The sequence below is a fragment of the Pseudomonas sp. S3_G06 genome (assembly GCF_054667565.1).
In genome coordinates, this window is sequence record NZ_CP162738.1 from 5,135,292 (window position 1) to 5,157,629 (window position 22,338).

At 61.4% G+C, this 22,338-nt stretch carries 21 protein-coding genes; 12 read left to right on the plus strand and 9 right to left on the minus strand.

From position 1 onward, the window contains the following. Nucleotides 1-15 precede the first annotated feature (15 nt). Together choX and AB4N47_RS22885 are read left to right on the plus strand one after the other, a co-directional pair. Complete coding sequence (gene choX / locus AB4N47_RS22880; RefSeq protein WP_341638251.1) at nt 16-936, plus strand: choline ABC transporter substrate-binding protein; 921 nt, start codon at nt 16-18, stop codon at nt 934-936. Between the two features lie 211 nt (nt 937-1,147). Further along, nucleotides 1,148-2,716 carry a SulP family inorganic anion transporter gene (locus AB4N47_RS22885; protein WP_341638250.1) on the plus strand — a complete coding sequence of 523 codons (1,569 nt, stop codon included), beginning with the start codon at nt 1,148-1,150 and terminating at the stop codon, nt 2,714-2,716. 75 nt (nt 2,717-2,791) lie between these two features. Here AB4N47_RS22885 and aroE read toward each other — a convergent pair whose 3' ends face one another. Both aroE and hemF read right to left on the minus strand, forming a co-directional pair. Next, nucleotides 2,792-3,613, minus strand: a complete 822-nt coding sequence (gene aroE / locus AB4N47_RS22890; protein WP_341638249.1) for a shikimate dehydrogenase — start codon at nt 3,611-3,613, stop codon at nt 2,792-2,794. Between the two features lie 9 nt (nt 3,614-3,622). Further along, entirely contained in the window at nt 3,623-4,537 is a 915-nt protein-coding gene (hemF, locus tag AB4N47_RS22895; RefSeq protein ID WP_016772373.1) for an oxygen-dependent coproporphyrinogen oxidase, read from the minus strand. A 150-nt stretch (nt 4,538-4,687) separates the two neighbouring features. On the opposite strand from hemF, the gene AB4N47_RS22900 reads away from it, so the two are divergent. Further along, nucleotides 4,688-5,665 carry a quinone oxidoreductase family protein gene (locus AB4N47_RS22900; RefSeq protein WP_341638248.1) on the plus strand — a complete coding sequence of 326 codons (978 nt, stop codon included), beginning with the start codon at nt 4,688-4,690 and terminating at the stop codon, nt 5,663-5,665. Between the two features lie 179 nt (nt 5,666-5,844). Here AB4N47_RS22900 and AB4N47_RS22905 read toward each other — a convergent pair whose 3' ends face one another. The 4 genes from AB4N47_RS22905 to AB4N47_RS22920 all read right to left on the minus strand — a co-directional run bounded on the left by AB4N47_RS22905 (nt 5,845) and on the right by AB4N47_RS22920 (nt 9,592). After that, nucleotides 5,845-6,612, minus strand: a complete 768-nt coding sequence (locus AB4N47_RS22905; RefSeq protein WP_341638247.1) for a hypothetical protein — start codon at nt 6,610-6,612, stop codon at nt 5,845-5,847. Nucleotides 6,613-6,771: 159 nt separating this feature from the next. After that, nucleotides 6,772-7,329 carry an L-threonylcarbamoyladenylate synthase type 1 TsaC gene (locus AB4N47_RS22910; RefSeq protein ID WP_039757175.1) on the minus strand — a complete coding sequence of 186 codons (558 nt, stop codon included), beginning with the start codon at nt 7,327-7,329 and terminating at the stop codon, nt 6,772-6,774. Nucleotides 7,330-7,384: 55 nt separating this feature from the next. Then, nucleotides 7,385-8,482 (minus strand): DNA-processing protein DprA, encoded by a 1,098-nt coding sequence (gene dprA, locus AB4N47_RS22915; protein WP_341638246.1) that lies wholly within the window; start codon nt 8,480-8,482, stop codon nt 7,385-7,387. 84 nt (nt 8,483-8,566) lie between these two features. Beyond that, complete coding sequence (locus AB4N47_RS22920; protein ID WP_071173929.1) at nt 8,567-9,592, minus strand: LysM peptidoglycan-binding domain-containing protein; 1,026 nt, start codon at nt 9,590-9,592, stop codon at nt 8,567-8,569. 159 nt (nt 9,593-9,751) lie between these two features. Here AB4N47_RS22920 and def point away from each other — a divergent pair, with 159 nt between their 5' ends. The 5 genes from def to AB4N47_RS22945 all read left to right on the plus strand — a co-directional run bounded on the left by def (nt 9,752) and on the right by AB4N47_RS22945 (nt 14,443). Then, nucleotides 9,752-10,258: a peptide deformylase gene (def, locus tag AB4N47_RS22925; protein WP_016772378.1), complete on the plus strand. Its 507-nt coding sequence runs from the start codon at nt 9,752-9,754 to the stop codon at nt 10,256-10,258. Nucleotides 10,259-10,314: 56 nt separating this feature from the next. Further along, nucleotides 10,315-11,274, plus strand: a complete 960-nt coding sequence (gene fmt, locus AB4N47_RS22930; RefSeq protein ID WP_341638245.1) for a methionyl-tRNA formyltransferase — start codon at nt 10,315-10,317, stop codon at nt 11,272-11,274. Further along, entirely contained in the window at nt 11,271-12,581 is a 1,311-nt protein-coding gene (gene rsmB, locus AB4N47_RS22935; protein WP_123441920.1) for a 16S rRNA (cytosine(967)-C(5))-methyltransferase RsmB, read from the plus strand. Before fmt ends, rsmB begins: the two co-directional genes overlap by 4 nt. A 21-nt stretch (nt 12,582-12,602) precedes the next feature. Further along, nucleotides 12,603-13,979 carry a Trk system potassium transporter TrkA gene (gene trkA, locus AB4N47_RS22940; protein WP_016772381.1) on the plus strand — a complete coding sequence of 459 codons (1,377 nt, stop codon included), beginning with the start codon at nt 12,603-12,605 and terminating at the stop codon, nt 13,977-13,979. Nucleotides 13,980-14,128: 149 nt separating this feature from the next. Next, nucleotides 14,129-14,443: a tetratricopeptide repeat protein gene (locus AB4N47_RS22945; protein WP_122698783.1), complete on the plus strand. Its 315-nt coding sequence runs from the start codon at nt 14,129-14,131 to the stop codon at nt 14,441-14,443. 57 nt (nt 14,444-14,500) lie between these two features. Here AB4N47_RS22945 and AB4N47_RS22950 read toward each other — a convergent pair whose 3' ends face one another. Continuing rightward, the gene (locus tag AB4N47_RS22950; protein WP_024014955.1) at nt 14,501-15,388 is read right to left on the minus strand and encodes a lysophospholipid acyltransferase; all 888 of its coding nucleotides are present in this window, start codon (nt 15,386-15,388) and stop codon (nt 14,501-14,503) included. Nucleotides 15,389-15,429: 41 nt separating this feature from the next. Beyond that, nucleotides 15,430-15,987 (minus strand): DNA-3-methyladenine glycosylase I, encoded by a 558-nt coding sequence (gene tag / locus AB4N47_RS22955; protein WP_263216541.1) that lies wholly within the window; start codon nt 15,985-15,987, stop codon nt 15,430-15,432. 81 nt (nt 15,988-16,068) lie between these two features. On the opposite strand from tag, the gene glyQ reads away from it, so the two are divergent. From glyQ to AB4N47_RS22975, 4 genes are all read left to right on the plus strand, one after another. Beyond that, nucleotides 16,069-17,022 carry a glycine--tRNA ligase subunit alpha gene (gene glyQ, locus AB4N47_RS22960; RefSeq protein ID WP_003187265.1) on the plus strand — a complete coding sequence of 318 codons (954 nt, stop codon included), beginning with the start codon at nt 16,069-16,071 and terminating at the stop codon, nt 17,020-17,022. After that, nucleotides 17,019-19,073 (plus strand): glycine--tRNA ligase subunit beta, encoded by a 2,055-nt coding sequence (gene glyS / locus AB4N47_RS22965; protein WP_341638244.1) that lies wholly within the window; start codon nt 17,019-17,021, stop codon nt 19,071-19,073. Before glyQ ends, glyS begins: the two co-directional genes overlap by 4 nt. 4 nt (nt 19,074-19,077) lie before the next feature. After that, a complete protein-coding gene (gene gmhB / locus AB4N47_RS22970) occupies nt 19,078-19,617 on the plus strand; it encodes a D-glycero-beta-D-manno-heptose 1,7-bisphosphate 7-phosphatase (protein ID WP_164488352.1) in 540 nt (179 codons plus the stop codon). A gap of 84 nt (nt 19,618-19,701) precedes the next feature. Continuing rightward, on the plus strand, nt 19,702-20,481 hold the full coding sequence (locus AB4N47_RS22975; protein ID WP_341638243.1) for a lysophospholipid acyltransferase family protein: 780 nt from the start codon (nt 19,702-19,704) through the stop codon (nt 20,479-20,481). A gap of 167 nt (nt 20,482-20,648) precedes the next feature. On the opposite strand, the gene AB4N47_RS22980 is transcribed toward AB4N47_RS22975, so the two are convergent. After that, a complete protein-coding gene (locus AB4N47_RS22980) occupies nt 20,649-22,184 on the minus strand; it encodes a sensor histidine kinase (protein ID WP_341638242.1) in 1,536 nt (511 codons plus the stop codon). Nucleotides 22,185-22,338: the final 154 nt, after the last annotated feature.

Genomic DNA, 22,338 nt, shown 5'->3' on the forward strand with positions numbered 1-22,338 from the left:
GTTAAGGGGAAGTCCATGCGCAAGTTATCCACAGCTGTCACCGTTGGCCTGATCGCATTGAGCAGCGCCTCGGCCTTCGCCGAGCAAAGTTGCGAAACCGTGAAGATGGCCGATCCGGGCTGGAGCGACATCGCCGCGACCAATGCCATCACCGGATTTCTGCTCGACGGCATGGGCTACAAGGCCAAGGTCGACACCCTCGCGGTGCCGATCACCTTCGGCGGCTTGAAGGATGGCCAGGTGGACGTGTTCCTCGGCAACTGGATGCCGGCGCAGCAGGGCTTCTATGACAAGTTCGTCGCCACAGGCGATGTGACGCAATTGGCCAAAAACCTCGAAGGCACCGAATTCACTCTCGCCGTCCCCGACTATGTCTGGGAGGCGGGTGTGCATGATTTTGCCGACCTGAACAAATTCGCCGACAAGTTCGACAAGAAAATCTACGGCATCGGATCAGGCGCGCCGGCGAACATTTCGTTGCAGGAGATCATCAAGAAGAATGACTTCAACATGGGCCAGTGGAAGCTGATCGAGTCCAGCGAACAGGCGATGCTCGCCGAAGTGTCGCGGGCGGTGAAGAAACAGAAATTCGTCACCTTCCTCGGCTGGACCCCACACCCGATGAACGTGCAGCTGAAAATGCGTTACCTCAAGGGCGGCGAAAAATACTTCGGCGACACTGGCAACGTTTTCACCCTGACCCGCAAGGGCTACGCCGAGGCCTGCCCGAATGTGGGCAAGTTGCTGACCAATCTGGCGTTCACCCAGGACATGGAGAACAGCATCATGGCCGAGGTGGTGAACAAGAAGGTCAGCAATGCCGAAGCGGCGAAGGCGTGGATCAAAGCCAATCCGGCGGTGCTGGACAAGTGGCTGGATGGGGTGAAGACCGTGGATGGCAAGGATGCGCTGGCGGCGGTGAAGGCCAAACTGTAATGCTATCTGACTGTCGACCACATACCTGTGGCGAGGGGATTTATCCCCGATCGGCTGCGAAGCAGTCGCAAGATCCGTGAACTCGATATACCTGACTCACCGAGAACTCTGGGTTTGGGGCCGCTTCGCGGCCCATCGGGGATAAATCCCCTCGCCACAATGATTGCTGTGTCCTGATAGGCTTGCCTGCCCCCCCCAACCGCGAGGACCCATGGCCTTACCCAGCCGCCATTCACTGTTTCCTTTCCTGAGCTGGTTGCCACGGCAAACCCGCGCCAGCGTCGGGCGGGACCTGATCGTCGGCCTCAGCGGTGCGATACTCGCCTTACCCCAGTCGATTGCCTACGCACTGATTGCCGGGCTGCCACCGGAATACGGGCTGTATGCGGCGATCATCCCGGTATTGATCGCGTGCCTGTGGGGTTCGTCATGGCATCTGATCTGCGGCCCGACGGCGGCGATTTCGATCGTGCTGTACGCCAGCGTCAGCCCGCTCGCGGTGCCGGCGTCCGAGGACTACATCACCCTGATCCTGCTGCTGACGTTCCTTGCCGGGATTTTCCAGTGGCTGCTCGGTTTGCTGCGCTTCGGCGCGCTGGTGAATTTCGTTTCGCATTCGGTGGTGCTCGGCTTCACCCTCGGTGCCGCCGTGGTGATCGCCATCGGGCAATTGCCCAATCTGCTCGGGCTGGAGTTGCCGGCCAACACCACGGCGCTCGCCAGCCTGATGGACCTGCTGCGACATCTGGGGGCTGTGGATACGCCTTCGCTGATGCTCGGCGTCGCCACGGTAATCGTCGGCATGACCCTGAAAAAACTTCTGCCGCGCTGGCCGACGCTGTTGCTCACGCTGGTGCTGGCCAGTCTGCTGGTGTGGATCTGGCCAGCGATGTTCGGCCATGTGCATCTGGTCAGCGCTTTCGTCGGACGCCTGCCGCCGCTGAGCGCCTTGCCGCTGGATCTTGAAGTGGTCTTGCGCCTGCTGCCAAGCGCGGTGGCGGTGGGCATGCTCGGGCTGGTCACCAGTCTCTCGATCGCCCGTTCGATATCGGCGCGCTCGCAACAGTTGCTCGACGCCAATCAGGAAGTCCGCGCACAGGGTCTGTCGAATATCGTCGGTGCGTTCTTTTCCGGGTCGCTGTCCGCCGGATCGTTTACCCGCTCGGGATTGAGTTATGAGGCGGGTGCCTGCTCGCCACTGGCCGGAGTGTTCTCGGCGCTCTGGGTGGCGCTGTTTGCGGTGTTCGGCGCGGGGCTGATCGCGCATATTCCGATCCCCGCCATGGCAGGCAGCATCCTGTTGATCGCCTGGGGTCTGGTCGACCACCGGGGCATTCGCGCTTTGCTGCGGGTCAGCCGCGCCGAGTTCGTGGTGATGGCCCTGACCTGCCTCGCGACCTTGCTGCTGGAATTGCAGACGGCGATCTACGCCGGGGTGCTGGCGTCGCTGTTTTTCTACCTCAAGCGCACCTCGCAACCACGGGTGCAGCATTGGCGCGACGGTGACGACGATGTGCTGCGGGTGGGCGGTTCGATCTTTTTCGGCGCCAGCCATTACCTGCAGGTACGCCTGCAACGCCTGCATGGCGCGCGGGTGGTGATCGAGGCGCAACAGATCAACTTCATCGATTATTCGGGGGTGGAGATGCTGCACCAGGAAGCGCGGCGCCTGCTCGGCCAGGGTCGCAGCCTGACCTTGCGCCGGGCGCGGCCGCCGGTGGTGGAGGAGTTGCGCAAACTGGAAGGGGCGGAGAAGTGCCCAATCAGGTTTGAGGATTGAGCTGATATCGGTGGTGATGCGATTTGCGAGCAGGCTCGCTCCCACATTGATCGCATTTCAATGTGGGAGCAACGCTTAAAGGGCCAGTTGGCGGCGCAGCTCGGCGAGTACCGGCGCGGTATCCGGGCGTATGCCGCGCCACAGCCAGAATGCCTCGGCCGCCTGTTCGGCAAGCATGCCCAGACCATCCATCGCCAGCGCCGCGCCGTGCTCAGTGGCCCAGCGACAGAACGCGGTCGGTTCCTTGCCGTACATCATGTCGTAGCACAAGGTCTGGCCCGGCTCGATCAGGCTTGGCGCAATCGGCGGCACGTCGCCGGTCAGGCTGGCCGAAGTGGCGTTGATGATCACGTCCACCGGCTCGCGCAGCCAGTCGAAACCACTGGCCGACACCGGCCCCAGATCGCCGAACAATTCCGCCAGCAGTTCCGCCTTGTCCACCGTGCGATTGGCGATGATCACCGAGGCCGGTTTCTCCGCCAGCAAAGGCTCCAGCGCACCGCGTACAGCGCCACCGGCGCCGAGCAAGAGGATGCGCTTGCCGGTCAGGCTGAAACCGGCATTGACCGTCAGATCGCGGACCAGTCCTGCGCCATCGGTGTTGTCGCCGAGCAGCGAACCGTCGTCCAGTTTGCTCAAGGTGTTCACCGCACCGGCGCGCTGCGCGCGGGCGGTCAGGCTGTTGGCCAGCCGGTAAGCGTCTTCCTTGAACGGCACCGTCACGTTGGCGCCGCGGCCTTCGCGAAAGAACGCCGTGGCGCAGCCGGTAAAATCATCCAGCGGCGCGAGCAGCGTGCTGTAGTCGAGGCGTTGGCCGGTCTGTTCGGCGAACAACTGGTGAATCATCGGCGACTTGCTGTGGCCGATCGGGTTACCAAAAACAACGTAACGATCCATCACCCGTCCTCAGGCCTCGGCCAGCCAGTCGCGATCCTGCAGGAAGTACTCGGTCAGGCGCGCTTCTGCGCTGCCCGGCTCGGCCTTCCAGTCATAACCCCAGCGCACTTGCGGCGGCAGCGACATCAGGATCGATTCGGTGCGGCCACCCGACTGCAAGCCGAACAGCGTGCCACGGTCGTAAACCAGGTTGAATTCGACGTAGCGGCCACGACGGAATTCCTGGAATTCGCGTTGCTGGGCGGTGAAGGCGTCGTTCTTGCGCCGTTGCACGATCGGCAGGTAGGCCTCGATGTAGGCATCGCCGATGGCGCGCATGAAGGCGAAGCTGGTGTCGAAATCCCACTCGTTCAGATCATCGAAGAACAGACCGCCAATGCCGCGCGGCTCATGGCGATGCTTGATGTGGAAGTAGGTGTCGCACCAGGCCTTGTAGCGCGGATATACATCCGCACCAAACGGCGCACAGGCTTGCTCGGCGACGCGGTGCCAGTGAATGCAATCTTCCTCAACGCCGTAATACGGGGTCAGGTCGAAACCGCCGCCGAACCACCAGACCGGTTCTTCACCTTCTTTTTCAGCAATGAAAAAACGCACGTTGGCGTGGGAGGTCGGCACATGCGGGTTGTGCGGGTGGATCACCAGCGACACGCCGAGCGCCTCGAAGCCACGCCCGGCCAGTTCCGGCCGATGGGCGCTGGCCGAGGGCGGCAGGCCGCTGCCGAACACGTGGGAAAAATTGACGCCGCCCTTTTCGATCAGCGTGCCGTTGTCCAGCACGCGGGTGCGCCCGCCACCGCCCGCCGGCCGGGTCCAGGCGTCTTCGACGAAGCATTTGCCGCCGTCTTCGGTTTCCAGTGCAGCGCAGATGCGGTCTTGCAGATCGAGCAGATAGGCCTTTACGGCGTCGGTGCGGGTCGTCATGGCTTCACCTTGAATCGGGCGGCGCCCGGGCAGGCGGGCGGCGCAAATGGGCGCACAGCATACCATCGCAGACCGGCGCGCCGCAGTTGACGAAGATCAAGCAGGGGAGTTGGATAGAGGGCTTAGCAACGACCCAAGGAGAGCAGGCAGATGGCAAAGCGTATCCAGTTCCGCGCCCACGGCGGTCCCGAAGTGCTCGAATATGTTGACTACGAACCCGCTGCGCCCGGGCCGAATCAGGTGCGCGTGGCCAACCAGTCGATCGGCCTGAATTTCATCGACACCTATTACCGCAGCGGCCTCTACGCGCCACCGGCGTTGCCGTCCGGCCTGGGTTCGGAAGGCGCCGGCACGGTCGAAGCGGTGGGCAGCGAAGTCACCCGGTTCAAGGTCGGCGATCGCGTGGCATACGGCAGCGGCCCGCTCGGCGCCTACAGCCAGCTGCATGTTCTGCCGCAGGACAATCTCGTTCACCTGCCCGATGAAATCAGTTTCGAAACTGCCGCCGGGGTCATGCTCAAGGGCCTGACCGTGCAATACCTGTTGCGCCAGACCTACCAGCTGCAGGGCGGTGAAACCATCCTGTTCCACGCCGCAGCCGGCGGCGTCGGCTCGCTGGCCTGCCAATGGGCCAAAGCGCTGGGCGTGAAGCTGATCGGCACCGTCAGCTCGAAGGAAAAAGCAGAACTGGCCAAGGCCAACGGCGCCTGGGCGACCATCGACTACAGCCATGAAAACGTTGCCGAGCGCGTGCTGGCGCTGACTGACGGCAAGAAAGTCCCGGTGGTGTATGACGGCGTCGGCAAGGACACTTGGCTCACATCCCTGGACAGCGTCGCACCTCGGGGCCTGGTCGTGAGTTTCGGCAATGCTTCGGGCGCGGTCGACGGCGTCAATCTGGGCATTCTCGCCGCCAAGGGCTCGTTGTACGTCACCCGGCCGACACTGGCGACCTACGCCAACAACGCCGAGAACCTGCAACGCATGGCCGACGAGCTGTTCGAGATGATCATCAGCGGCAAGCTGAAGGTCGACATCAAGCAGCGCCATGCACTGGCGGATGCGGCGAAAGCACAAACCGAACTGTCGGCACGGCGCACGACCGGTTCCACAATTCTGCTGCCATAACACCTCAAGTTGATACTCGGCGAACTCCTCCATGAGTTCGCCGAGCATCTTGCGGCTATATCAAGTACATCTTGCGGTGAAGTTTCTTCGCCGCTGGCCTACGACCGGCAAACTTCCTGCGCAACTTCTTCGATTCATATACGAGCCATTTCTCAGCCCACTCTTCAATCACTGGCGGATCAATACTGACGGTTAAAAACATCACGATACTCCGGCTGATGCGCGTTCATGTTCACAGGCTGATCCAGGGCCATCAGGATTTGCCGCCATTCGGCGGATAACAGCCAATAATCGCCCCGGGCGCGCTGCTCGATATGCATGGCGTGCGAGGCGATCGGTGTCAGGCCGAAACGCTGAAACAGTTGTCGCTGTGGCGATCTGCACAAGGCCGTCACCCCCTGATATCCGCGATCGATCGCCCATTCCGCAGCGGTGGCGAGCAGGCCATTGATCGACACCGGCCGGTGCTGCTGGGAATGGGTAATCAAGCGACTGAATTCGACATGCCGTGCCAATGCCACAGTGGGAGACACATGATGCTGCGCCAGTGAAGCCCATTCGAAGGGCGCCGGAGTTGCCCGCAGCACCGCAATAAGCTGATCACGCTGATACAACAGAAAGTGCGTGCTGCGTGAGGTGATCGCCAGTCGGGTTTCCAGCGCCCGGGCTCTGGAGGTGAGCATGTAATGCTGCAATCGCAGGCGAAACTGTCGATTGATGAAGCGTTCAAATTCCCCGGCATCCGATCCTGCCTCAAGAATGGCTACACGATAGTCGGCCTGTTGATTCTTGAGTGTCTCCTGAAAGCCCTGCAGATAATCCTTGAGGTGTAAATCCGTAATATCCATTACTTCTCCGCAGCCATTAATATTTCGAAGTTGCTTCAAGCACATTGAAAGAATGGATGCTTTTGGAAATATCGCCACTGCACGTGTTCTGATAAACATGTGGGAAAACTTACAGAAATTTCAGACTCGAAGATTCGTCTGACGCTCGCAAGAACAATGGCAACAGATAGGCTTTAACTAGCTGCAGAAAGAATCGCAGGCATGCGCAGAACTCCTCGTCGACGCCGAGGAGTCCGCAAAAAAATAAAAAGAATGGCGTCAGTCAGGACGAACGACGTTACCGGTGGCGAGGTCGCGGATCACGCTGGGATTCTTGCGCCCGCCAAGGCTGCCGCCGAGCACCAGATCGACCTGACCACGGAAATACTGCTCGATGCGCAAACGCGTGCGCGCCGGCGGTCGCCCCTGGGGGTTGGCCGATGTGGAAATCAATGGCCCGACCAGCGAGCACAGGTCGCGCACCTGCGGGTGATCGCTGACCCGCAGCGCCACGGTGTCATGCACGCCTGTGACCCATTCCGGCAACAGGTTCTGGTGCGGCACCAGCCAGGTGTTCGGCCCAGGCCAGGTGCTGGCCATGCGGTCGATCCAGTCCTGCGGGAAGTCCTCGAACAGGAAATCGAACTGGCGGATATTGTCGGCGACCAGGATCAGCCCTTTGCTCACCGAGCGATTCTTGATCGCCAGCAAGCGGTCCACTGCGTCTTCGTTCCACGGGTCGCAACCCAGCCCCCAGACGGCTTCCGTTGGATAGGCAATCACCGCGCCGGCGCGAACTTCACGCGCGGCTTGTTGCACACGCCAACTGTTGACCATGAAAAAACTCTCCACAAACAGGTTTCGCGCAGTTTACCGATCTTCATCGTAAAACCTAGCTCGACCGCGCCAGCCAGCGACCGTTTTCGCATACCGCACGGCCTTCGATTTCCAGCTCGGTCAACGTTGCCAGCACTTTCGGCAACGCCCAGCCACAGCTCGCGGCCAAGGCCTCGCTGGTGTGCGGCGCCGCGTGTAGCAGCGCCAGCAACGGGTGATCGGCCTGCGCCGCCGCTGTGGATAACAACGGCTGCTGCCAGCCGCGCAGGGCTTCGAGGATATGTTCGATAGTCTCCACCAACACCGCCCCGTCGCGAATCAACTGGTGACAACCGCGCGCGCCGGGGTGATGGATCGAGCCCGGAATCGCATAAACCTCGCGCCCTTGCTCTGCCGCCAGCCGCGCGGTAATCAACGAACCGCTGGCAACGCTGGCCTCGACCACCAGCACGCCGAGAGACAACCCGCTGATGATGCGGTTGCGCCGGGGGAAGTTGCTCGGGCTCGGCCCGGCGTCCAACGGAAACTCCGAGAGCACCGCGCTGCCCGAGGCGATCATCGCCTCGGCCAGGCGTTTATTGCGTTGTGGATAAAAATTTTCCAGCCCCGTGCCGAGCACACCCACGGTCAAGCCGCCAACATCCAGAGCAGCCTGATGGGCAGCGGCATCGATGCCCAGCGCCAGACCACTGTTGATGACAAAACCGGCCCCGGCCAGACTGCGGGAAAACGCCGCCGCCGTATCCATGCCCGGGCGCGAAGCGCGGCGGCTGCCGACCATCGCCAGTTGCGGTTTTTCCAGAATCGATGGATCGCCCGCGACGAATAACAGCGGCGGCGGATCGGCAATTTGCGCCAGCAACGCTGGGTAATCCGCTTGATCCCACATCAGCAAATGTTGATCGGGACGCTCTAGCCAGCGCATTGCGTGGCTGGCGCCGTCGCGCACCGTTGGACAACGCCGTGCTTCGGCACAGGCCGCCGGCAACCCGAGTGAGCGCCAGGCACTGGCCGGCGCGCTGAGGGCTTTGGACGCCGAGCCGAAGGCTTCGAGCAACTTGGCAAAACGCTTGGGACCGATATCCGGCATGCGGTGCAGGCGCAGACGCGCCTCCAGTTCCGCCGGGGAAATGGCCGTACTGACAGACAACATGAATGGATCATCCTTGATCGTTCTATGCTCCGAACCATTCGGAACAAGTTGTGGATAACTCTGTTGGTAACTTGTTAAGCAAGCTTACGGATTTCGCACCTTGTCGAGCACCGCCAGCGAGCGTGAAGCATTGAGGACCAGGCCGTAACTGAGTTTGTCGTAGGTGCGGAACACCATCAGCAGGCCGGCGCGTTCATCGGGAATTTTCAGCGGTTGGCCGGTGATCCGATCACGCACCGTTTCGCCGGTTTTCATCACCGCCAGAACATTGCCTTCGGCCAGACCGTCACGTTTGCCTTTGTTCAGGGTAACCACATCCATCACACCGATCTGCGTAACGCCGCGTGGCACGTCAATGATCAGCCCGTCGATGGAACGCTTCGGCGCGCTGGGCATGAAAGTCGAATTGATCGAACGTTCTTCACCGCCGAACAAGCGGTCACCGAGGCGCACTTCCTGGGTGGTGCGTTGCAGGGCGAGGGTGGCGACGTCGCCTTCGGTGGCAACAACCTCGCCGCCGCCGATATCGTCGGCGTTGATGCCGAGGAATTCCTTGGTCTGCGGGTCGGTGTAGACCTTGCCCTGGCGGAAGATGCCGTACACCGGTTGCTCCGGATCGAAATGGCCACGGGCGAAGATGCGGTCACCGGTACCGCTGAGCACCCGTTCGGCATCGCCGGCGACGATGTACGGGGCCTTGTCGAAGTCTTCGGCTTTGTCGACGATGCGGTTGCTCAGCAGAAAGCTGTTGATCGATTTCAGCGGAATGCTCGGAATCGCCTCGGCCACCGGGCTGGTGCGAATCCGTGGCGAGAGCTTGATGGTACCGCGCGACTCGCCACGATGGACGGTCAGTTGCGGCTGGCCGTTGACGTAGCTGAGGGTCAGCGTGTCGCCGGGATAGATCAGGTTGGGGTTTTCGATCTGCGGGTTGGCCCGCCACAGTTGTGGCCACTGCCAGGGCTCGCGCAGGTATTTGCCGGAAATGTCCCAGAGCGTGTCCCCGGAAACCACCGTGTATTGCTGTGGAAAACCATCCCTGAGTTGCACTTGCCCTTGCGCGGCGCCAGCCGAAGCCAGAAGCAGCAGGGCGAGTAGTGTTTTCCTCATGCGGTGAATCCCTTTATCATGTGCATTCGCGTGAATCGTCAGAGCCCCCGTGGCTCGCTTCTGTTTTTCAGAAGCTACGCTTCACAACGGTAGCCTGCATCTTCGGACCCGCCAGGCCATCGACCCGACTTTACTCAACGTGTGCAGCAATCGAAGCCTATGGCCATTTTAAACATCCTCGAATTTCCGGACCCGCGTCTGCGCACTATCGCCAAACCAGTGGCTGTAGTGGACGACGAAGTGCGTCAGTTGGTCGACGACATGTTTGAAACAATGTATGAAGCGCCGGGCATCGGCCTCGCCGCGACCCAGGTCAACGTGCACAAACGTATCGTCGTGATGGACCTGTCAGAAGACCGTACCGAGCCACGGGTGTTCATCAACCCCGAGTTCGAACCGCTGACCGACGAGATGGACCAGTATCAGGAAGGCTGCCTCTCGGTACCGGGCTTCTACGAAAACGTCGACCGCCCGCAGAAGGTCAAAATCAAGGCGCTGGACCGCGACGGCAAGCCCTATGAGCTGATTGCCGAAGGCCTGCTCGCGGTGTGCATCCAGCACGAATGCGACCACCTCAACGGCAAATTGTTCGTCGATTACCTGTCCACGCTCAAACGCGACCGGATCAAGAAGAAGCTGGAAAAGCTGCACCGCCAGAACGCTTGATGCCCCTCTTCAAAGGCTTGCTGCGGCAAGCCTTTTTCTTTTATGAGACGCCCTTCATGACTGAGCCACTGCGCATTGTTTTTGCCGGCACCCCGGAATTCGCCGCCGAACACCTCAAGGCCCTGCTGAGCAGCCCGTACGAGATCGTCGCGGTCTACACCCAGCCGGATCGGCCGGCCGGCCGTGGGCAAAAACTCATGCCAAGCCCGGTCAAACAACTGGCCCTGGAAAATAATATCCAGGTGTTGCAGCCGCCGACCTTGCGCAATGCCGACGCTCAGGCGGAGCTGGCCGCGCTGAAGCCGGATTTGATGGTGGTGGTCGCCTACGGTCTGATTCTGCCGCAAGTGGTGCTGGATATTCCGCGTCTCGGTTGCATCAACAGTCATGCATCGCTGCTGCCGCGCTGGCGCGGTGCGGCGCCGATCCAGCGCGCGGTCGAACACGGCGATGCCGAAAGCGGTGTGACCGTGATGCGCATGGAAGCCGGTCTCGACACCGGGCCGATGCTGCTCAAGGTCGTCACCCCGATCAGCGCCGATGACACTGGCGGCACCCTGCATGATCGCCTCGCCGAGATGGGTCCGCCCGCTGTGGTGCAGGCGATTGCCGGTCTGGCTGCCGGCACCCTGCAAGGTGAGGTGCAGAACGACGAGCTCGCCACTTACGCGCACAAACTCAACAAAGACGAAGCACGCATCGACTGGAGCCGTCCGGCGGTGGAGCTGGAACGTCTGGTGCGCGCCTTCAATCCATGGCCCATCACCCACAGCACGCTCAATGGCGAAGCGTTGAAAGTGCTGGCCGCGACCGTGGCCGACGGCAATGGCGCTCCGGGTGAAATCCTCAGCGCCAGCAAGGACGGCCTGATTGTCGCCTGCGGTACACAAGCGCTGTGTCTGACCCGCCTGCAATTGCCCGGCGGCAAGGCGCTGAACTTCAGCGACCTGTTCAACAGCCGCCGCGAGAAATTCGCCGTCGGCAGCGTGCTCGGCGCTGCGGTGGAAGCGCAATGAATCCGCGTCTGGCCGCCGCCAAGGCTCTCGCTGCCGTACTCAGCGGCAAGGCTTCGCTGAACAGCTCCCTGCCGACGCAACTGGACAAGGTCGAGGATCGCGATCGCGGTTTCACTCAGGACCTGGCCTTCGGCACCGCACGCTGGCAGCCACGCCTGTCGGCACTGGCGGAAAAACTCCTGCAGAAACCTTTCAAAGCCGCCGACGCTGATGTCGAGGCGTTGCTGCTGGTTGGTCTGTATCAACTGCTCTACACCCGCGTACCGGCCCATGCCGCGATCGGCGAAACCGTCGGTTGTGCCGACAAGCTGAAAAAGCCCTGGGCCAAAGGTCTGCTCAACGCCGTGCTGCGCAATGCCCAGCGCGAAAGCGAGACGATCTTCGCCGAACTGGAACGCGACCCGGTGGTGCGCACGGCTCACCCGCGCTGGCTGCAAAAATCCCTGAAAGCCTTCTGGCCGCAACAGTGGGAAGCCATCTGCGCAGCGAACAACGCGCATCCGCCAATGATCCTGCGGGTCAACCGCCGTCATCACGGCCGCGATGCTTATCTTGCGTTGCTGGGCGAAGCCGGGATCGCCGCGACGCCGTGCGTTTACAGCCGCGACGGCATCGTCCTCGAAGCTGCTGCCGACGTGCGCAGCCTGCCGGGTTTCGCCGAAGGCTGGATCAGCGTGCAGGACGAAGCCGCGCAACTGGCTGCCGACCTGCTTGATCTGGCGCCGGGGCAGCGGGTGCTTGACGCCTGCTGCGCCCCTGGCGGCAAGACCTGCCACATCCTCGAAGCCGAACCGGCGCTGGCCGGGGTGGTGGCGGTGGATCTGGAAGCCAAACGTCTGGTGCGCGTAAAGGAAAACCTCGAGCGCCTCGGCCTCGACGCTGAACTGATCGCCGCCGACGGTCGCGATATCGACAAATGGTGGGACGGCAAACCGTTCCAGCGCATCCTCCTCGATGCGCCATGCTCGGCCACCGGGGTGATCCGCCGCCATCCGGACATCAAGCTGACCCGCCAGCCCGACGACATCGTCGCGCTCGCACAACTGCAAGGCGAACTGCTCGACGCCATGTGGAAAACCCTCGAAGTCGGCGGCATCCTGCTCTACGCCACGTGCTCGACGCTGCCGACCGAGAACACCGAAGTCATCGCCGCGTTCCTCGAGCGCACCCCCGGCGCGCGGGAACTGGATCTGGCCACCGCGGCCGGCATCAAACAGCCCCATGGTCGCCAGTTGCTGGCCCAGCAGGGCGGGCATGACGGGTTCTACTACGCCAAGCTGATCAAGATCGCCGCCGCGCGCGGCTAAACGGATTCATGGAGTGACTGGATGAAAATCATCATCCTCGGTGCGGGACAGGTCGGCGGTTCGCTGGCCGAACATCTGGCCAGCGAGGCCAACGACATCACTGTGGTCGACACCGATGGCGAGCGCCTGCGCGACCTCGGCGACCGCCTCGACATCCGCACCGTGCAGGGCCGGGGCTCACTGCCGTCGGTGCTGCGTCAGGCCGGTGCCGACGACGCCGACATGCTGGTCGCGGTGACCAACAGCGACGAGACCAACATGGTCGCCTGCCAAGTCGCGCACACGCTGTTCCACACGCCGACCAAAATCGCCCGGGTGCGCGAAGCGTCGTACCTCAATCGCGAGGAACAACTGTTCCAGAACGAAGCGATTCCGGTCGACGTGCTGATCAGCCCCGAGCAGGTCGTGACCAATTACATCAAGCGCCTGATCCAGCACCCCGGCGCCTTGCAGGTGATCGACTTCGCCGAAGGCGCGGCGCAACTGGTGGCGGTGCGCGCTTATTACGGCGGGCCGCTGGTCGGTCAGCAACTGCGCCAGTTGCGCGAGCACATGCCGAACGTCGAAACCCGCGTGGCGGCGATCTTCCGCCGTGACCGGCCGATCCTGCCTCAGGGCGACACGGTGATCGAAGCCGATGACGAAGTGTTCTTCATCGCCGCCCGCGAAGACATTCGCGCGGTGATGAGCGAAATGCGCCGCCTCGACGAAACCTACAAACGCATCGTCATCGCCGGTGGCGGACAGATCGGCGAGCGCCTGGCCGAGGCCATCGAAAGCCGTTATCAGGTGAAGATCATCGAGATGAGCCCGGCGCGCTGCCGCTACCTCTCCGACACCCTCGACAGCACCGTGGTCTTGCAAGGCAGTGCCTCGGACCGCGATCTGCTGCTGGAAGAGAACATCGCCGACGCCGATATCTTCCTCGCTCTGACCAACGATGACGAAGCCAACATCATGTCGTCGCTGCTGGCCAAACGGCTGGGGGCGAAGAAGGTCATGACGATCATCAACAACCCGGCCTACGTCGACCTGATCCAGGGCGGCGACATCGACATCGCCATCAGCCCGCAACTGGCGACCATCGGCACTTTGCTCGCCCATGTGCGTCGAGGCGATATCGTCAGCGTGCACTCACTGCGGCGCGGCGCGGCGGAAGCGATCGAGGCGATTGCCCACGGTGATGCGAAATCGAGCAAGGTGATCGGCAAGCCGATCGAGAAGATCGGCCTGCCGCCCGGCACCACCATCGGCGCGGTGATCCGCAACGAGAAAGTGATCATCGCCCACGACGACACGGTGATCGAAGCGGGCGACCACGTGATTCTGTTCCTTGTGGATAAAAAGCATATTCGCGATGTGGAGAAGCTGTTTCATGTGGGGTTGAGCTTTTTCTGACCTGAAAACAACGTTGCCCGTAATTGCCCCTTCGCGAGCAGGCTCGCTCCCACAGTGGAATGCATTCCAAAGGTGGGAGCGAGCCTGCTCGCGAAAGCGGTCTGACAGACTTGCAGGTTCTCTGACGAACAATAGAAAGGAATCCGCCAATGCTCGAATCCCTGGAAAAAATGCTCGCCAAGGGTGTGGATAACGCTCTGTTGCGCTTCGGTCTGGGCAAGGGTTATCTGGACTTGGGTGACAACGCCAAGGCTGCCGAGCATTTTCAGCGCTGTGTCGCGTTCGATCCGAAATACTCGGCGGCGTGGAAGCTGCTGGGCAAGGCGCAGCTGGCGCTAGGCGATCACGCCGCTGCGCGTCAGGCCTGGGAGCAAGGCCTGGAAGCGGCCCGCGCCCACGGTGACAAACAGGCGGAAAAGGAAATGACGGTATTCCTGAAAAAGCTCGAGCGGCAGGCGCCTTGAGCTACCGATAGCGCAAGGCGAGGCCGCCTGCATTGACCGTCACCCAAGCAGAGTTGCTCAGTACCAGCGCGCCTCGCCCGGCGGACGCTTCTTGAAGCGTTTCATGCTCCACATGTACTGGCTCGGATACGCCGCGACGTAACGCTCGACCACTTTGCTCATGGCTGCGCAGGACTCTGCGGTATCGGTGCTGTACATGGCTTCTGGCGCGGCTTCGAGAATCACTTTGTAGCCCGAGCCGTCAGGCAGGCGCAGGGCGTGCAGGAACACACCGACCGCTTTGCCGCCGGCCAACATGTTCGGCACGAATTTGCTGGTCAGTGCCTGAGTGGCAAAGAACGGCACGAAAATCCCTGCGGATTCGGCCGGTTCCGGGTCGGCGGGGATGCCCACGGCACCGCCCTTACGCACTTCCTTGATGACGCTGAGAATGCCTTCCTTGGTCGACGCCGCGACCTTGTTGCCCAGCTGCACACGCTGTTTGCGCAGCAATTCATCCACTGCCTTGAGCTTCGGCGGACGGTAGAAAATGATCGGTTTGCACTGGCTGCAATAGAAGTGGTTGAGCACTTCCCAGTTGCCGAGGTGGCTGGTGATGCCGACCACGCCTTTGCCCGAAGCGAGCGCATCCTTGAGCACATCGAGGCCTTCAACTTCGCGAACCAGATCGATCGAGCGCTGCGCCGGCCAGATCCACGCGCAGGCGCTTTCGGTCAGCGACTTGCCGATGTCTTTCAGACTCTGCCCGACCAGACGCTCACGTTCGGCCGCATCCATCTGGGGAAAACACTTGGCGAGGTTGATCCGCACCACGTCGCGGGAACGGTTGGGGGTTTTCCACATGATCCAGCCGATCGCCGAACCCACGGCCTGCACGGCTCGCCATGGCAGCAGGGCAAACAGCCGCAGAGCGCCTACCAGCAAGGCGCCTTTAAACTTTTCCACAGGTCACTCCTGATCTTTGTGCTGTGCGCGAGGCGGGCATTCTAACCGGCGTTGGCAAGCTGCGCGTAGCGGTCGCAATCCTGGGTGTGGTCCATGACCATGCCCGAGGCCTGCATCAGCGCGTAGCAAATGGTCGGACCGACGAAGGTGAAGCCGGCTTTTTTCAGCGCCTTGCTCATCGCCAGCGCTTCGGGGGTGATCGCCGGGACTTCGCTGCGATCCTTGAAATGATTGATGATCGGTTGCTCGCCAACAAACGACCAGAGCAACGCCACCGGATCCTCCAGCGCCAGCCACGCCTGGGCATTGCGCCGCGCAGCGTTGAGCTTGAGGCGATTGCGGATGATGCCCGGATCGAGCATCAGTTCGTCGATTTCGGCATCGCTCATCTGCGCCACGCGCTGCACATCGAAGCCGAACAGCACCTGACGGTAACGCTCGCGTTTGCGCAACACCGTGATCCACGACAGCCCGGCCTGGAACCCTTCGAGCAAAAGCAACTCGAACAAACCCTGCGCATCGCGTAGCGGCGTGCCCCACTCCTGGTCGTGATAAGCCATGTACAGCGGATCTTCGGTACACCAAAAGCAGCGTGGCATAAGGCTCCAGGGGGCGTGCGCAGCAACGAATCGGGTATACTCCCGCTCTTTAAATCGCAGCCCAAGAAACAGGTGAATTTCGTGAGCCAGCCTACGCCAGCCGTGCGTACCTTCCAAGACTTGATCCTCGCGCTCCAGCAATACTGGGCCGAGCAAGGTTGTGTGGTACTTCAGCCCTACGATATGGAAGTAGGCGCCGGCACTTTCCACACCGCGACCTTCCTGCGCGCCATCGGCCCGGAAACCTGGAACGCCGCGTATGTACAGCCAAGCCGCCGTCCGACTGACGGCCGTTACGGCGAAAACCCGAACCGTCTGCAGCACTACTACCAGTTCCAGGTAGTCCTGAAGCCGAACCCGGACAACTTCCAGGAACTGTACCTGGGCTCGCTCAAGCATGTCGGCCTCGACCCGCTGGTGCACGACATCCGCTTCGTCGAAGACAACTGGGAATCGCCGACCCTCGGCGCCTGGGGTCTGGGCTGGGAAGTCTGGCTCAATGGCATGGAAGTCACCCAGTTCACCTACTTCCAGCAAGCGGGCGGCATCGAGTGCTACCCGGTGACCGGCGAGATCACCTACGGTCTTGAGCGTTTGGCGATGTATCTGCAAGGCGTCGATTCGGTCTACGACCTGGTCTGGGCTGACGGCCCGTTCGGCAAAGTCACCTATGGCGATGTGTTCCACCAGAACGAAGTGGAGCAGTCCACCTACAACTTCGAACACGCCAACGTCGACAAACTGTTCGAGCTGTTCGACTTCTATGAAAGCGAAGCCAAGCGCCTGATCGAACTCGACCAGCCGCTGCCGTTGCCGAGCTACGAAATGGTGCTGAAGGCGTCGCACACCTTCAACCTGCTGGATGCGCGCCGGGCGATCTCGGTGACCGCGCGTCAGCAATACATTCTGCGTGTACGCACCCTGGCGCGTTCCGTTGCGCAAGCCTACCTGCTGGCCCGCGCCAAGCTGGGCTTCCCGATGGCGACCCCGGACCTGCGTGACGAAGTACTGGCCAAGCTGGAGGCTGCACAATGAGTGCGCAAGATTTTCTGGTTGAACTGGGCACCGAAGAACTGCCACCCAAAGCCCTGAACACTTTGGCTGATGCGTTCCTCGCCGGTATCGACAAGGGCCTGCAAGCCGCCGGCCTGAGCTACGAAAGCAAAACCGTGTATGCCGCGCCACGTCGTCTGGCCGTGCTGATCACTGCGCTGGCCACTCAGCAGCCGGATCGCAGCATCAACCTCGATGGCCCGCCACGTCAGGCCGCGTTCGACGCTGATGGCAATCCGACTCAGGCCGCCCTGGGCTTCGCCAAGAAGTGCGGCGTCGAGCTGAGCGAAATCGACCAGAGCGGTCCGAAACTGCGCTACAGCCAGAACATCGCCGGCAAGCCGACCGCGAGCCTGCTGCCAACCATCGTCGAAGATTCGCTGAACGACCTGCCGATTCCGAAACGCATGCGTTGGGGTACGCGCAAGGAAGAGTTCGTGCGTCCGACCCAGTGGCTGGTGATGCTGCTCGGTGATCAGGTCATCGACTGCACGATCCTCGCGCAGAAGGCTGGCCGTGAATCCCGTGGTCACCGTTTCCACCATCCGCAAGCCGTACGCATCGGTTCGCCGTCGAGCTACCTCGCCGACCTGCGTGCCGCTTACGTATTGGCCGATGCCAACGAGCGTCGCGAGATCATCAGCAAGCGCACCGAAGAGCTGGCCACCCGTCAGGAAGGCACGGCGATCGTTCCGCCGGCATTGCTTGACGAAGTGACCGCGCTGGTCGAATGGCCGGTGCCGCTGGTGTGCTCGTTCGAGGAACGCTTCCTCGACGTGCCGCAGGAAGCGCTGATCACCACCATGCAGGACAACCAGAAGTACTTCTGCCTGCTGGATGCCGACGGCAAGTTGCTGCCACGTTTCATTACCGTGGCCAACATCGAAAGCAAAGACCCGCAGCAGATCATCGCCGGTAACGAGAAAGTGGTTCGCCCACGCCTGACCGACGCCGAGTTCTTCTTCAAGCAGGACAAGAAGCAGAAACTTGAAGACTTCAACCTGCGCCTGCAGAACGTGGTGTTCCAGGAAAAACTCGGCAGCGTCTACGACAAGGCCGAGCGCGTATCGAAACTGGCCGCGTACATCGCCGCACGCATCGGCGGCAACGCCTCGTGGGCTGCCCGTGCGGGCCTGCTGTCGAAGTGCGACCTGGCCACCGAAATGGTCGGCGAGTTCCCGGAGATGCAAGGTGTCGCCGGTTACTACTACGCCCTCAATGACGGCGAGCCGCAGGACGTCGCGCTGGCCTTGAACGAGCAGTACATGCCACGCGGTGCCGGTGCCGAATTGCCGGCGACCCTGACCGGTGCAGCCGTCGCCATCGCCGACAAGCTCGACACTCTGGTCGGCATCTTCGGTATCGGCATGCTGCCAACCGGCAGCAAAGACCCGTATGCCCTGCGCCGTGCAGCACTGGGCGTGCTGCGGATCCTGATCGAGAAACAACTGGATCTGGACCTGAACGACGCCGTGGCTTTCGCGGTGAATGCGTTCGGCGGCAAGGTCAAGGCTGCCGGCCTCAACGAAGCCGTGCTGGAATTCATCTTCGACCGTCTGCGTGCGCGTTATGAAGATGAAGGCGTCGACGTCGCCACTTACCTGTCGGTACGTGCGCTCAAGCCGGGCTCGGCGCTGGACTTCGACCAGCGTGTGCAGGCGGTGCAGGCCTTCCGCAAACTGCCGGAAGCGGCAGCGCTGGCGGCGGTGAACAAGCGTGTGTCGAACCTGTTGAGCAAGGTCGAAGGCTCGGTGCCGACCGTGGTCGAAGCCAAGTATTTCGACAACGCCAACGAGTTCTCGCTGTATTCGGCAATCCAGCAAGCGGATCAAGCGGTGCAGCCAATGGCCGCGGCGCGTCAGTACAACGAATCGCTGGCACGCCTGGCGGCACTGCGCGAGCCGGTCGATGCGTTTTTCGACGCAGTGATGGTCAATGCCGACGATGCCAATGTGCGGGCCAACCGTTACGCGCTGCTGGCGCGTCTGCGTGGGCTGTTCCTCGGTGTTGCCGACATTTCGCTGCTGGGTTGAGGGATTGCTGTTGAAACTGCTGATTCTCGATCGTGACGGCGTGATCAATTATGACTCCGATGCCTACATCAAGTCGGTGGAGGAGTGGATTCCGCTGCCCGGCTCGATCGAAGCGATTGCGCAGTTGAGCAAGGCCGGCTGGACGGTGGCGGTGGCCACCAACCAGTCGGGCATTGCTCGCGGCTATTACGACCTCGCCACCCTCGAGGCCATGCACGCGCGCCTGCGCGAGCTGGTCGCGGAGCAGGGCGGTGAAGTTGGCTTGATCGTGTATTGCCCGCATGGCCCGGATGAGGGTTGCGATTGCCGCAAACCGAAACCAGGAATGTTGAAAACCATTGCCGAGCATTACACGGTGCCGTTGACCAACGTCTGGTTCGTCGGCGACAGCCTTGGTGACCTGGAGGCCGCCAAAGCCGTCGATTCACAGCCAGTTTTGGTGAAGACCGGGAAAGGCGAGAAGACTCAGGGCAAAACCCTGCCGGTTGGCACTCTGATTTTTGACGATCTGGCGGCGATTGCCGCAGAACTTATCCACAACTAGAGTACTTCTGAATTTCCTGGCCAAGGATTGCTCGGGAGTGCGCTTGAACAGTCGGGGCATTGCCCCGTAACGGTAACCGTCGCCATGTCGATACTGCGGGCCTTCAGAATCTTTGTTTTTTATCTGCTGCTGGGCACAACAGCGTTGCTGTGGTGCAGCCTGAGCTTTTTCATCGCGCCGTTTCTGTCCTTCAAGGCGCGCTATCGTTTCATCAACGTGTACTGGTGCCGTTGCGCCCTGTGGCTGACCAAGGTTTTCCTCGGCATCCGCTACGAAATCAAAGGCGCGGAAAACGTGCCGGACCGGCCCTGCGTGATTCAATCGAACCACCAGAGCACATGGGAGACGTTCTTTCTCTCCGCTTATTTCTCGCCATTGAGCCAAGTGCTCAAGCGCGAACTGCTGTACGTGCCGTTCTTCGGCTGGGCCATGGCCATGCTGCGCCCGATCGCCATTGATCGCGACAACCCGAAAGCCGCGCTCAAACAGGTCGCGGCCAAAGGGGACGAGCTGCTCAAGGACAACGTCTGGGTGCTGATCTTTCCCGAAGGGACACGAGTCCCGTACGGCACCGTTGGGAAGTTCTCCCGCAGTGGCAGCGCGTTGGCTGTGAATGCGGCGCTTCCGGTGCTGCCGATTGCACACAATGCCGGCAAATTCTGGCCAAAAATCGGCTGGGGCAAACAGGCCGGAGTGATCACCGTGGTCATCGGCGAACCGATGTATGCCGAAGGCAGCGGGCCGCGCGCCATCGCTGATCTGAATGACCGTGTGCAGGCGTGGAACGAGAAAACCCAGCGCGATATGGGCTCGCTGCCACCGACGCCACCGGCACCGGCCGCGCGTGATCAACTTGCTGTCTGAATTTTGTGGATAACCTGTGTACGCTTTTGCTTCGAAAGTCCGTAATCGTTTTCTAACTTATTGATTTTAATAGATATTTATAAATCAATAAGTTGAACGAAATCCGTGCATAAGTTTTATTCGGATGTAAAAAAATCGGCTGTTATAGCCGGTTTTTTTGTGCCCGTTCATTCAGCAATCAGCGGCAACTCGATGCGGAATGTGGTTCCCGCATCGACCACGCTGCGACATTCGATCGTACCGCCATGATGATCAATCACGGCTTTGACCATCGACAGACCCAGGCCCACACCGTCGATGCCCTGGGCGGAGGAGAAACGCCGATACTGACTGAACAGGTCAGGCAGTTCATCGGCAGCAATCCCCTTGCCCTGATCCGTCAACTCGCAACGCAGCCACGGCCCGTGACAACTGACCTCCAGTTGCACAGTGGTGTCTGCCGGGCTGTACTTGATCGCGTTCTCCAGCAGGTTGAACAGGGCGCGCGTCAGCAATCCCTGATCGGCCAGAAGCAGCCGCTCCTGACATTCTTCATCGACTTGATTCAGCAGTTCGATATGTTTCTGCTGCGCGATAGGCAAGGCCTGATCCAGCACGTCCAAAACCAGCATCGCGAATAACGTCGGGCGGAACTGGTACGTCTCGGACTCAGCTCGCGCCAACAGGACGAAACCATCGGTCAGATCCAGCGCGCGGCGCACTTGACGCTCGATCTGCTCGAACAATGGCGCATCAGCGCCCGCCTGATGGCGATGCACATCGAGCAAGGCGAGGATGGCCGAATGTGGCGCGCGCAGATCATGGGAGAGAAAGCGCAGCAGAACGCCGCGCTGCTCCTCGGCCGCACGCTCGGCACTCAAGTCAGTCAGGCTGAGCAACCAGCCGATTGGCGTATCGCCATCGACCGGCAGCAGCGCCGCTCTTTCCAGGCGCAGGCTGCGTTCCTTGTGATCGCGAAATTCCAGCAGCGGCAGGGTGGCCAGCGGCGGTCGCGGCGCTGTGGATAATTCCGGATAGCCGAGCCGCGCCAGTTGCTCGAGTACTTCAACGCCCACCAGCGGATCCTCGAACAACTCGCGCGCCTTGCGATTGCCCAGCAGGATCTTGCCCTGCGGATCACTGATCAGCGTCGCTACCGGCAGGTATTCCAGGCCATCGGCAATGAACCGCCGGGTGTCGCGGGTGCGGCTCATGGCTTGTTCGAGCGCCATGATCTGGCCTTGCAACTGATCGGCACCGGTGAAGCGGGTCCGGCGTCGTTCCGGGAAGACTTTCGGCTCACTGTCCAGGCGCGCCAGCTCCCAACCGAAGTAGGTCAGCACCACGCTCAGGCGTCGCCAGTTCCAGATCAGGTAACCGAACAACATCCCCAAGGCTGCTAGCGTTGGCGACCACCAATAGCGGACTTCGGCCAGCAGGGCGCTGGCGATCAGCGCACAGGCCATACCGACCAAGGTTACCCACAGCGCCCAACGCGGGCGCCACAGCAATAATCCCAGCACACCCGCGACCATCGCCACGGACAACAGCGCGCCGGGCGCTGGCGACGGATTGTGCAGATTGATCTGGGCGCGATAAGACAACAAGGCAGTCAGGGGCAACAGCACTAGACTTATCCACAACCACTCGCGCACCAGCCGGCGGAACAAACGCTGGACCTGACTCGGCTCACGACTTTCACGTCGGCGTTGAGTGTTATGCATGAGGCACAGGGCAGGGCAGTGGGAATGGTTTCATAGGTCTCAGGTCTGAGGCGTAGACCCGAAGAATCATAGCGGACGTCGACCACCGACGGGCTGCTTCTTTCATCGCGGCCGGGGAGTCGCTATTGTCGACATCCCAGCCCCAGCGACAAGG

What these genes read in the sequence shown, in the direction of transcription:
- choX (WP_341638251.1), top strand. Translation starts at nt 16, where the DNA reads ATGCGCAAGTTATCCACAGCTGTCACCGTTGGCCTGATCGCATTGAGC.
- AB4N47_RS22885 (WP_341638250.1), top strand. Translation starts at nt 1,148, where the DNA reads ATGGCCTTACCCAGCCGCCATTCACTGTTTCCTTTCCTGAGCTGGTTG.
- aroE (WP_341638249.1), bottom strand. Translation starts at nt 3,613, where the DNA reads ATGGATCGTTACGTTGTTTTTGGTAACCCGATCGGCCACAGCAAGTCG.
- hemF (WP_016772373.1), bottom strand. Translation starts at nt 4,537, where the DNA reads ATGACGACCCGCACCGACGCCGTAAAGGCCTATCTGCTCGATCTGCAA.
- AB4N47_RS22900 (WP_341638248.1), top strand. Translation starts at nt 4,688, where the DNA reads ATGGCAAAGCGTATCCAGTTCCGCGCCCACGGCGGTCCCGAAGTGCTC.
- AB4N47_RS22905 (WP_341638247.1), bottom strand. Translation starts at nt 6,612, where the DNA reads ATGTTTATCAGAACACGTGCAGTGGCGATATTTCCAAAAGCATCCATT.
- AB4N47_RS22910 (WP_039757175.1), bottom strand. Translation starts at nt 7,329, where the DNA reads ATGGTCAACAGTTGGCGTGTGCAACAAGCCGCGCGTGAAGTTCGCGCC.
- dprA (WP_341638246.1), bottom strand. Translation starts at nt 8,482, where the DNA reads ATGTTGTCTGTCAGTACGGCCATTTCCCCGGCGGAACTGGAGGCGCGT.
- AB4N47_RS22920 (WP_071173929.1), bottom strand. Translation starts at nt 9,592, where the DNA reads ATGAGGAAAACACTACTCGCCCTGCTGCTTCTGGCTTCGGCTGGCGCC.
- def (WP_016772378.1), top strand. Translation starts at nt 9,752, where the DNA reads ATGGCCATTTTAAACATCCTCGAATTTCCGGACCCGCGTCTGCGCACT.
- fmt (WP_341638245.1), top strand. Translation starts at nt 10,315, where the DNA reads ATGACTGAGCCACTGCGCATTGTTTTTGCCGGCACCCCGGAATTCGCC.
- rsmB (WP_123441920.1), top strand. Translation starts at nt 11,271, where the DNA reads ATGAATCCGCGTCTGGCCGCCGCCAAGGCTCTCGCTGCCGTACTCAGC.
- trkA (WP_016772381.1), top strand. Translation starts at nt 12,603, where the DNA reads ATGAAAATCATCATCCTCGGTGCGGGACAGGTCGGCGGTTCGCTGGCC.
- AB4N47_RS22945 (WP_122698783.1), top strand. Translation starts at nt 14,129, where the DNA reads ATGCTCGAATCCCTGGAAAAAATGCTCGCCAAGGGTGTGGATAACGCT.
- tag (WP_263216541.1), bottom strand. Translation starts at nt 15,987, where the DNA reads ATGCCACGCTGCTTTTGGTGTACCGAAGATCCGCTGTACATGGCTTAT.
- glyS (WP_341638244.1), top strand. Translation starts at nt 17,019, where the DNA reads ATGAGTGCGCAAGATTTTCTGGTTGAACTGGGCACCGAAGAACTGCCA.
- AB4N47_RS22975 (WP_341638243.1), top strand. Translation starts at nt 19,702, where the DNA reads ATGTCGATACTGCGGGCCTTCAGAATCTTTGTTTTTTATCTGCTGCTG.
- AB4N47_RS22980 (WP_341638242.1), bottom strand. Translation starts at nt 22,184, where the DNA reads ATGCATAACACTCAACGCCGACGTGAAAGTCGTGAGCCGAGTCAGGTC.